Annotated in this window: 9 protein-coding genes, 1 tRNA gene, 1 rRNA gene, 1 other RNA gene and 1 other annotated feature; of the genes, 11 read left to right on the forward strand and 1 reads right to left on the reverse strand. The window is 28.5% G+C overall.

Going from position 1 to position 9,440, the window contains the following annotated elements:
• Nucleotides 1-9: 9 nt before the first annotated feature.
• From rrf to IC174_RS20445, 11 genes are all read left to right on the forward strand, one after another.
• Nucleotides 10-126 (forward strand): 5S ribosomal RNA (gene rrf / locus IC174_RS20395).
• 131 nt (nucleotides 127-257) lie between these two features.
• Entirely contained in the window at nucleotides 258-767 is a 510-nt protein-coding gene (locus IC174_RS20400; protein WP_227483910.1) for a transcription repressor NadR, read from the forward strand.
• Between the two features lie 11 nt (nucleotides 768-778).
• The gene (locus IC174_RS20405) at nucleotides 779-1,660 is read left to right on the forward strand and encodes a mechanosensitive ion channel family protein (protein ID WP_227437590.1); all 882 of its coding nucleotides are present in this window, start codon (nucleotides 779-781) and stop codon (nucleotides 1,658-1,660) included.
• Nucleotides 1,661-1,786: 126 nt separating this feature from the next.
• Nucleotides 1,787-1,992 (forward strand) — a binding site (T-box leader).
• Between the two features lie 126 nt (nucleotides 1,993-2,118).
• On the forward strand, nucleotides 2,119-3,390 hold the full coding sequence (gene serS, locus IC174_RS20410) for a serine--tRNA ligase (RefSeq protein ID WP_227483911.1): 1,272 nt from the start codon (nucleotides 2,119-2,121) through the stop codon (nucleotides 3,388-3,390).
• 318 nt (nucleotides 3,391-3,708) lie between these two features.
• The gene (locus IC174_RS20415) at nucleotides 3,709-4,164 is read left to right on the forward strand and encodes a nucleoside deaminase (protein WP_227437594.1); all 456 of its coding nucleotides are present in this window, start codon (nucleotides 3,709-3,711) and stop codon (nucleotides 4,162-4,164) included.
• Nucleotides 4,165-4,256, forward strand: a tRNA-Ser gene (locus tag IC174_RS20420).
• A 41-nt stretch (nucleotides 4,257-4,297) separates the two neighbouring features.
• Nucleotides 4,298-4,562, forward strand: an RNA gene (gene ffs, locus IC174_RS20425) — signal recognition particle sRNA large type.
• A 76-nt stretch (nucleotides 4,563-4,638) separates the two neighbouring features.
• Complete coding sequence (gene dnaX / locus IC174_RS20430) at nucleotides 4,639-6,276, forward strand: DNA polymerase III subunit gamma/tau (RefSeq protein WP_227483912.1); 1,638 nt, start codon at nucleotides 4,639-4,641, stop codon at nucleotides 6,274-6,276.
• A gap of 58 nt (nucleotides 6,277-6,334) precedes the next feature.
• Nucleotides 6,335-6,685, forward strand: coding sequence for a YbaB/EbfC family nucleoid-associated protein (locus tag IC174_RS20435; RefSeq protein ID WP_227437598.1), 351 nt, complete (start codon nucleotides 6,335-6,337; stop codon nucleotides 6,683-6,685).
• 12 nt (nucleotides 6,686-6,697) lie between these two features.
• Nucleotides 6,698-7,297: a recombination mediator RecR gene (gene recR / locus IC174_RS20440; protein WP_227437599.1), complete on the forward strand. Its 600-nt coding sequence runs from the start codon at nucleotides 6,698-6,700 to the stop codon at nucleotides 7,295-7,297.
• A gap of 141 nt (nucleotides 7,298-7,438) precedes the next feature.
• Nucleotides 7,439-7,660 (forward strand): hypothetical protein, encoded by a 222-nt coding sequence (locus tag IC174_RS20445; RefSeq protein WP_227437601.1) that lies wholly within the window; start codon nucleotides 7,439-7,441, stop codon nucleotides 7,658-7,660.
• Between the two features lie 64 nt (nucleotides 7,661-7,724).
• On the opposite strand, the gene IC174_RS20450 is transcribed toward IC174_RS20445, so the two are convergent.
• Nucleotides 7,725-8,930 (reverse strand): MGDG synthase family glycosyltransferase, encoded by a 1,206-nt coding sequence (locus IC174_RS20450; protein ID WP_227437604.1) that lies wholly within the window; start codon nucleotides 8,928-8,930, stop codon nucleotides 7,725-7,727.
• Nucleotides 8,931-9,440 lie beyond the last annotated feature (510 nt).

Here is a 9,440-nt window from a genome sequence, read left to right on the forward strand (position 1 = left end):
TAAAGATTATGTGGTTACAATAGCAGAGAGGATACACCTGTTCCCATTCCGAACACAGAAGTTAAGCTCTCTAGCGCTGATGGTACTTGGTGGGAAACTGCCTGGGAGAGTAGGACGTAGCCACGTAGTCTTTTTTTATTGTTTGCTATAAAATCTAAAATTAAACAGAATATAAACTCTGTATTGATTTATACTAAGATAAAATATAGAATTATATAATATAGACAAAAAGTTTTGATTTAGAAAGAAGGTATGATATGAATTCTAATGAAAGAAGAAACAAATTAATAGATATTTTAAAGGAATCCAAGCATCCTGTAAAAGGTGGAGTGCTAGCAGAGCTATTAAATGTAAGCAGACAAGTAATAGTACAAGATATAGCGCTTATAAGAGCTAAAGGTCTTGAAATAATAGCGACACCTCAAGGATATATAATATATAATCAACCATATTTTTCCAGACAAATAAAATGTAAAAATCATAGAAATCCCCAAGAAATTTATGAAGAACTAAGAATTATTGTAGATTTGGGTGGAATTGTAAAAGATGTTATTGTAAATCATCCGACATATGGTCAAATAACTGCGGAACTTAATATTTATTCTAAAATGGATATAGATGATTTTATGATAAAAGTTGAAACAAATGAGTTTAAACAATTATCAGTTTTAACAGAATGTAGTCATATTCATACAATTGAAGCACTCAAAGAAAAAACTATTGAAGATATAATAAAAAAACTAGATGACAGTGGAATATTATCATAAGGAGGAGTTAAATGAATTTTTTGTCATTGGCTAAGACTACTTCAACAAATAGTAATATAACGAAGAGAACTTTAGAAAATATGCTTAATAATTTCAGTGATAATATACCAAATATTATATATGCAATAACAATATTTATAATAGGTATTTATATAGCTAAGATAGTAAGAAAGATGGTTTCTAAATTTCTAATTAAATATGGAATGAGTAAAGGTGTAAATAATTTTATTGTATATGGTATATATATATCAATGCTATCCATCATATCACTGATAAGTTTAGGTATTATAGGAATACAAACTACATCAGTTGTAGCGGTCTTAGGAGCAGCTGGATTTAGTATAGGATTAGCATTTAAAGAAATATTATCAAACCTAGGTTCAGGCATGATTATTTTGTTTTTTAAGCCATTCAATATAGGTGATTATATTCAAGGGTCAGGTGTGGAAGGTACAGTTTCTGATATACAAATATTTAGCACTGTTCTTAAAACTCCAGATAATAAAACTATAATAATACCAAATTTTCAATTGACAAGTAATAATATAATTAATTACACACATCAAAATAAAAGAAGAATAGATTTTTCGTATAATATTTCTTATGACAGCGATATAGATATGGTTAAATCTATATTAAATGAAATTTTTACAAATGAAAAAAGGATACTAGATGATCCAAAGCCAATCATAGGGTTAAACTCTATAGGTAATAATACTATGCAAATAGTTGCTAGGCCTTGGGTTAAAACTGATGATTACTGGGATGTATACTTTGATATAATGGAAAAAGTTAAAAAGAAATTTGATGAAAATAAAATAGAAGTTCCATTTATTCCTGCTTCATTATTGTTTAATAACACAAGTAATTTAAATTCTTTAGATAAAAGATAATATTTTAATTAAACAAAAAAATCAAATTCAAGATAACAAATTAAAGAAAATTCTAAAAAAAATTGAATAATAGTATTGAAAGATGTTAATATATATAATATAATGATTATCAAATAAAACAATTAGTTAAAAGCATTGAAAGAAAATAGTAAAAAACAGGTTGTATTCAGAGAATGAGTGGATGGTGAGAACTCATTACAATGGTTTTTGAATCTACTCTAGAGCTTCTAGTTAAAGCTAGACGTTTACCTACGTTACAGGTCTGAGAGGATTGTACATATGGGTATAATCAATTAGGGTGGCAACGCGGATAAAAGATTTTCGTCCCTTTTATAGGGTAAACGGAGGTCTTTTTTTATTTTCAAAATTTGTTTAAACTAAGAATTTGCAGTTAAAAATGTTTTAATTTAAATTGGAATTATTAATTTATATTATAAAAATTATTAGGAGGAATTAATATGTTAGATATTAAAAGAATAAGAGAAAATTTAGATGATATTAAAAAAGCTATGGAAATAAGAGGCGAAAAAGAATTCGACCTTGATGCTGTAGTGGAATTAGATAATAAAAGAAGAGAGATACTTCAAGAAGTTGAAGTTATGAAAAATGAATTAAATGTAAACTCTAAAAAGATACCACAATTAATAAAAGAAGGAAAAGATGTAGAAGAGGAAAAAGCAAGATTAAAAGAATTATCAGACAAGATAAAAGGTATTGATGAGAAAGTAAAAGAAGTTGAAGGAAAAATGGAATATGCATTGATGAGAATTCCAAATGTACCTCATCCAGATGTGCCACAAGGTGAAACAGATGAAGATAATGTTCAAGTAAGAACTTGGGGAGAACCTACAAAATTTGATTTTGAACATAAAGCTCACTGGGATATAGGAACTGGTTTAGGGATATTAGACTTTGAAACAGCTGGAAAAATAACTGGTTCAAGATTTACTTTATATAGAGGATTAGGTGCTAGATTAGAAAGATCTTTAATGAATTTCTTCTTAAATACTCATACAGCTAAACATGGATATACAGAAGTTTTACCTCCATTTATGGCTAATAGAAATAGTTTTATAGGCACTGGTCAACTTCCTAAATTTGAGGAAGATATGTTTAAAATAGAAGGGCTAGAGTATTTCTTAATACCAACAGCTGAAGTACCTGTGACAAATATACATGCTAATGAGATATTAGATGTTGCAGAACTTCCAATAAAATATTGTGCATATACTCCTTGCTTTAGATCTGAAGCTGGTTCAGCAGGAAGAGACACAAGAGGTTTAGTTAGACAGCATCAATTCAATAAAGTTGAATTAGTTAAATTTGTTAAACCAGAGGATTCTTATAAGGAATTAGAATCATTAACTCATGATGCTGAAACTATGTTACAAATGTTAGGTCTTCCATATAGAGTTGTAAGAATATGTACAGGAGACTTAGGATTTACAGCTGCTTTTAAATATGATTTAGAAGTTTGGATGCCAAGTTATAATAGATATGTAGAAATATCTTCTTGTTCAAACTTTGAAGATTTCCAAGCAAGAAGAGCGGGAATAAGATTTAAAAGGGATAAAAAATCAAAAGCAGAATATGTTCATACATTAAATGGTTCTGGATTGGCTATAGGAAGATGTTTAGCTGCTATATTAGAAAATTATCAACAAGCAGATGGCTCTGTAGTGGTTCCAGAAGAATTAAGACCTTATATGGGTGTTGATGTTATAAAATAATTATGTATTAATATTATATAAGTGATAATATATTTTAAGATTAAAAATATACTGTAAGTAAATAGTAAATTAGAAAAAGTTATGAGATTTAATAATTTCATAACTTTTTTATGTTAATATATATAATAGAATATTCATCATAAAAAGCTAAATATTTTCATAAATCAACATTTAATTAGACGTTGAAAAAATTTTTTAGGTTAATTTAAATTAAATGTAGCTATGTATAGCAATATATTAAATAAACAAAATAAAATTAAGTTGAATTATAAAATGAATTATGATAAGATAAGTTTGTTATAAGTTTTGGGAGGAATTATGGAAAGTTCATTTTATATGAAAGAAGCATTAAAAGAAGCATATAAAGCATATAATAAAAGAGAAACACCAATAGGTGCTGTTATAGTTAAAGATAATCAGATAATAGCAAGGGCTCATAACCTTACAGAAACATTGAAAGATTCTACAGCTCATGCAGAAATTTTAGCGATAAAGCAAGCATCAGAAAAATTAGGTGGATGGAGATTGACAGATTGTGATTTGTATGTTACACTAGAGCCTTGTATAATGTGTAGTGGTGCAATAGTTAATTCTAGAATAAAAAAGCTTATAATAGGGACAAGACATATAAAAAATTCATATATAGAGAAACAGCATGAGTTTAAATTAGATTATTTTGATAATAATAATGTAAAAGTGGCTTTTGATGTTTTGCAAGAAGAATGCTCGATCATATTGCAAGAATTTTTTAAGGCATTAAGAAAAAGAGATTAAGGAGAGGTGGTCGAGTGGTCGAAGGCGCTCGCCTGGAAAGCGAGTATATGGGTAAAACTGTATCGTGGGTTCAAATCCCACTCTCTCCGCCAGAAACAATAAATAAAAGTAATTAAATATGGTTGTAATTTTGCTGTACTAGATGGGGAGGTAGCGGTGCCCTGTAACCTGCAATCCGCTATAGCAGGATTGAATTCCATCTAAAGGCTTATTTTTTGTAGGGCCGCCCTGAATAAGTGGTGTTGATGCTTAGGTCCTGCGCAATGAAAGCTCATGAACCCCGTCAGATCCGGAAGGAAGCAGCGGTAAGTGATCACTTTTGTGTGCCGTGGGGGTGCCTAAGTTGAGCTAACTGTTTTGGTAACGCCTATGGAATTAAGTCGATAGATGGTGTACAGCATTTAATATATAAAAGACTAATCCCTTAGATAATGAGGGATTTTTTTATTAATTTTACTAAAGAGAGGTAAAAAGATGCATAAAGCATTATATAGAGCATATAGGCCACAAAGATTTGATGATGTTGTTGGTCAAGAACATATTATTAAGACTTTAAAAAATCAAATATACAGTGATAATATAGGACATGCCTATTTGTTTTGTGGTACAAGAGGTACTGGAAAGACATCTACTGCAAAAATTTTTTCAAGAGCGGTAAATTGTTTAAATAAATTGAATGAAGAACCTTGTAATGAGTGTGAAATATGTGAATCAATATTAAAAGATAATACAATGGATGTTGTAGAAATAGATGCAGCATCAAATAATAGTGTAGATGATATAAGAGAGCTTAGAGAAAGTGTAAAATATTCTCCAGCTAATGCTAAATATAAAGTATATATAATAGATGAGGTTCATATGTTGTCTCAAGGAGCTTTTAATGCATTGTTAAAGACATTAGAAGAACCTCCCTCATATGTAATCTTTATATTAGCTACTACGGAACCTCATAAGATACCTGCAACTATTTTATCACGTTGCCAAAGATACGATTTTAAAAGAGTTACTGTTAAAGATATGACTCTTAGGATGAAAAAAATTTGTGAAGATGAAGGAATTGACATAGATGAAAAAGCTCTTAATCTGATATCTAGAAACTCTCAAGGAGCACTTAGAGATGCTCTTAGCATATTAGATCAGTGTATATCATTTGGAGAAAATACAGTAGACTATAAAGATGTTGTTGAGTTGATGGGAAGCGTGAATATAGAACAATTATTTGAGTTGTCTCAATGTATTGTAGCACAAGATACTAAAAAATCTCTTGAAATATTAAATGAATTTGTTTTATGGGGTAAAGATATAAGAAACCTTATAAATGATTTAATAGACCATTTTAGAAATTTAATGGTTTGCAAAGTATCATCAGAATTAGATGAAATAATCTCATTACCAGAAGAAACTATAGAGCAACTTAAATCTCAATCTGAGGACATAGATATGAATGATTTAATAAGAATTTTAAATATACTGTCAACAACTCAAGATGATATAAAATCATCTTCAAATCCAAGAGTCTTAGTAGAAATAACTATAATGAAGATTGCTCAGCCAATGTTTGATGAAAGTAAAGAAGCTCTTATTAAAAGGGTTGAGAATTTGGAAAAAATGATTGAAATGGGTAGCTTTAAAATTACAAATAATGATAGTGGTAAAGAAAAGGAATATGAGGATAATAGAGAAATAGATTCAAAAAAAGAAAGTATAGTTTATGAAGATGTAAAAAATGAAGATGTTCTACTTATAGAATCATCATGGAAAAATATACTTAAACAAATTAAAAAAGATAAAAAAATGCCAATATACGCTCTTTTAAGTGAGGTAAAAAGTTTTAATGTATATTCTAGCATGTTATATGTAATATTTGATGATAAATTTGATTTTGCAAAAACTAGATTAAGCTCCCCAGATACAATAAATTATCTAGAGAAGACTATAAGAGAAGTTTTAAATAGAAGCTTTAGTGTAAAAATAGTATTGTCATCAGAAGTCAAAGATATAAATCTTGAAGTTAAAGAAAAAAAAGACATTGGTGAAGAGATACTAAAGAACATAGTAAACGAAGATATACTAGAAATAAAAGATAGTATTGATGAAAATGAAAGTAAATAATAAAATACTATTATGATATAATAATAAAATGAAAATAAGTTTAGGAGGAATAGTGTTTATGGCTAAAAAAGGTTTTGGAGGCGGAATGATGCCTGGTGGTGGAAATATGAATAATTTATTAAAACAGGCTCAAAAGATGCAAGAAAACATGCAAAAAGCTCAACAAGAGTTAGAAAATAAAGAAGTAGAAGCTTCAGTTGGTGGAGGAGCAGTTACTGTAAAAGTTAATGGTAAAAAAGAAGTTTTAGATATAACTATTAAACCAGAAGTTGTTGATCCAGACGATATAGAAATGTTACAGGATTTAGTTTTAAGTGCAGTAAATCAAGCATTGAGAAATATTGATGATATACAAGCAAATCAAATGAGTAAGGTAACTGGAGGTATGAATATACCAGGGTTATTCTAGTAGGTGATATTTATGCAAGTTTATACAGGTCCGATAACGAGACTAATAGAAGAATTTTCAAAGCTTCCAGGAGTTGGAAGAAAGACTGCTCAAAGGTTGGCTTTTCATATTATTAATATGAATACTAATGATGTGGAGGCTTTATCTAAGGCAATTATAGACGCAAAAAGAGAGATAAAGTATTGTTCAATTTGTTGCAATATAACAGATACAGACCCATGTAGTATGTGCTCAAATAAGAATAGGGATTCTAGTACTATATGTGTGGTAGAAGATCCGAGAGATGTTGCAGCTATGGAGAGAATAAGAGAGTTTAAAGGGCAATATCATGTATTAAATGGGGTTATTTCTCCAATGGATGGTATTGGACCAGATATGCTAAAAATAAAAGAGCTTATACAAAGGCTTGGTAATCAAGATGTAAGAGAAATAATAATGGCTACAAATCCTACTATTGAAGGAGAAGCTACAGCTATGTATATTGCAAGATTAGTAAAGCCAATGGGAATCAAAGTTACTAGGATAGCTCATGGTCTTCCTGTTGGAGGCGATTTAGAATATGCAGATGAAGTTACAATATCGAAAGCATTGGAAGGCAGAAGAGAAATATAAAAATCGAGGTTACTACCTCGATTTTTGTAATTTTTTGGAGTTAAATTCAGATTAATTTTGATTTAGATTTATTGAATAAATCTCTTCTGTATTGTATAATTTGTTGTATAAATCATTTAAAAATTTTGATAGGGGTGCAACATGAAACCAATTATGAACTTAGAAGAACATAATGCAATGAAAGAAAAAAGAATTAAAAAAATGAAATCAAAAGACAAGCCTAAATATGATGATTTTGAGGAGATCAGTTTTTCTAACAAGAAAAAAACTAAGAAAACTCCAAAAAATAAAAATACTGAATTCAGAAATAACTATAAAAACTATCAGTATGATTATGAAGAAGATTTTTATGAACCAATCTAGCAATTAAATAATTAGAAGATAAAAAATCCCTAATAGGTATACTATAGGGATTTTATTTATTTTATTAATCAGAAATTATACTTAATACTAAATTAGCTATGTTTTGGGCTGAATTTGACTTTCTTATAGATTTTATATTTTTCTTTAACATTTCTAGCCTACTAGAGTCATCTATTAAAACTTTTAATAATATTGATAAATTATATTTCTTTGTAGTTCTAAGTGCTGCACCACAATTGGATAAGAAATCAAGATTTTCTTCTTCTTGTCCAGGGATATAATATGGAACTATCATGGGTACATCTTTTAATAGTGCTTCAGTTGTAGTAAGTCCACCAGGCTTACTGACTAAAACATCGATAGAAGCTAAAATATCATTCATTTTATTAGTGTATCCAAGTACACATACATTTTTGTCATGATAACGAGATACAAGTTTTTTTTCAATTTTCTCTTTTAAACTTTCATTTCTACCAGTTATTACAAGTATCTGAAAATCTCTATCTGTATCTAATAACTCATCAAGAGTTTCTTTTATATTCCCAGCTCCAAAACTGCCACCCATAAGTAAAACAGTTAATTTATCAGGAGATAAATTTAGTTCAGAAAGAACAATTTTTTTATCTCTATGAGAGTGGAATGATTTTTCAACAGGGATTCCAAATGTTCTAATTTTGCTAGGCTCGACTCCATCAAATACTAATAATTCCTTTACATACTCATGACCAACAATATAGTAGTCAATCTCATTTTGTATCCATGTGGAATGAGTAGTATAATCAGTTAGTACAGAAATAAGTGGAGGAACATTAATAGTACTTGTATGATGCTTATAAAAATGATCAGTAGAAGCATTTATTTCATTATTATGTAAGTTAAAATTTTTTTTCAATGTACTTAGAGCAATCATTGGAAAAGGATGTGTACCTATAATTAAATCTGGCTTAGTGTTTTTAATTAGTTTTTTAAATTTTTTTGCCATAAATGTAATGATTAGATTATCTTTAAATTCATTTTTCGATAAAAGGTTTGTTTCAGATAATCTATATACACTTCCATATGCTTTGGGTGTATATATGGCGGATTTTTCATATCCTCTTGAAATTATTTTATCCATTATGTTATTGACTAATTTCAAACTATCTATTATTTCGCACTCAACTGGCTCTCCATCAATTGTTTTGGATGTAAGTTCTTCTTTAATAGCTAGAGCCGCTCTATTATGTCCACCACCTGTAGAAGCAGACATGATTAATACTTTCTTGCTCATAATAAAATCCTCCTAAAATGTAGCATAGTATTTATATAATATTTTGATGTGTAAAAATGTCGTTCTCAATCAAATTATTGATAAATCATTTTTTAATAATAATCTAATACAAGATTACAAAAATTACAAGTGAAAGAAATGTAAATTAATTTTAAAAAAATGTGTATTGCTACAAATAAAAAATTTAAATATAGAATAAAAAGGAAAATTGGGCATAAAATATATATTAGTCCTATGAAATAGAGACTTTTGTTTATTATTAATTTCTGAGAGTTAAGCTGATAAAACATAGAAAAATTAAAAATCTTAAAAAAAATAAAAAATTATATTGACTTAGACAAATAAAGCTGATATAGTATTACTTGTCCTTAAGAAAAGGGCAGACATGAAAAATGAACTTTGAAAATTAAACAGTAGGTTAATTTATAAAAACAAGAAACAAACCATAAAGCCAGATATTTAGATAACAATAGTATCTGAGCCTGATAAACTTTTATTTGAGAGTTTGAT

It is taken from the genome of Clostridioides sp. ES-S-0001-03 (assembly GCF_020676075.1).
Taxonomy (GTDB): Bacteria; Bacillota; Clostridia; order Peptostreptococcales; family Peptostreptococcaceae; genus Clostridioides.

What these genes read in the sequence shown, in the direction of transcription:
- IC174_RS20450 (WP_227437604.1), bottom strand. Translation starts at nt 8,930, where the DNA reads ATGAGCAAGAAAGTATTAATCATGTCTGCTTCTACAGGTGGTGGACAT.
- dnaX (WP_227483912.1), top strand. Translation starts at nt 4,639, where the DNA reads ATGCATAAAGCATTATATAGAGCATATAGGCCACAAAGATTTGATGAT.
- IC174_RS20405 (WP_227437590.1), top strand. Translation starts at nt 779, where the DNA reads ATGAATTTTTTGTCATTGGCTAAGACTACTTCAACAAATAGTAATATA.
- IC174_RS20415 (WP_227437594.1), top strand. Translation starts at nt 3,709, where the DNA reads ATGGAAAGTTCATTTTATATGAAAGAAGCATTAAAAGAAGCATATAAA.
- IC174_RS20400 (WP_227483910.1), top strand. Translation starts at nt 258, where the DNA reads ATGAATTCTAATGAAAGAAGAAACAAATTAATAGATATTTTAAAGGAA.
- serS (WP_227483911.1), top strand. Translation starts at nt 2,119, where the DNA reads ATGTTAGATATTAAAAGAATAAGAGAAAATTTAGATGATATTAAAAAA.
- IC174_RS20445 (WP_227437601.1), top strand. Translation starts at nt 7,439, where the DNA reads ATGAAACCAATTATGAACTTAGAAGAACATAATGCAATGAAAGAAAAA.
- IC174_RS20435 (WP_227437598.1), top strand. Translation starts at nt 6,335, where the DNA reads ATGGCTAAAAAAGGTTTTGGAGGCGGAATGATGCCTGGTGGTGGAAAT.
- recR (WP_227437599.1), top strand. Translation starts at nt 6,698, where the DNA reads ATGCAAGTTTATACAGGTCCGATAACGAGACTAATAGAAGAATTTTCA.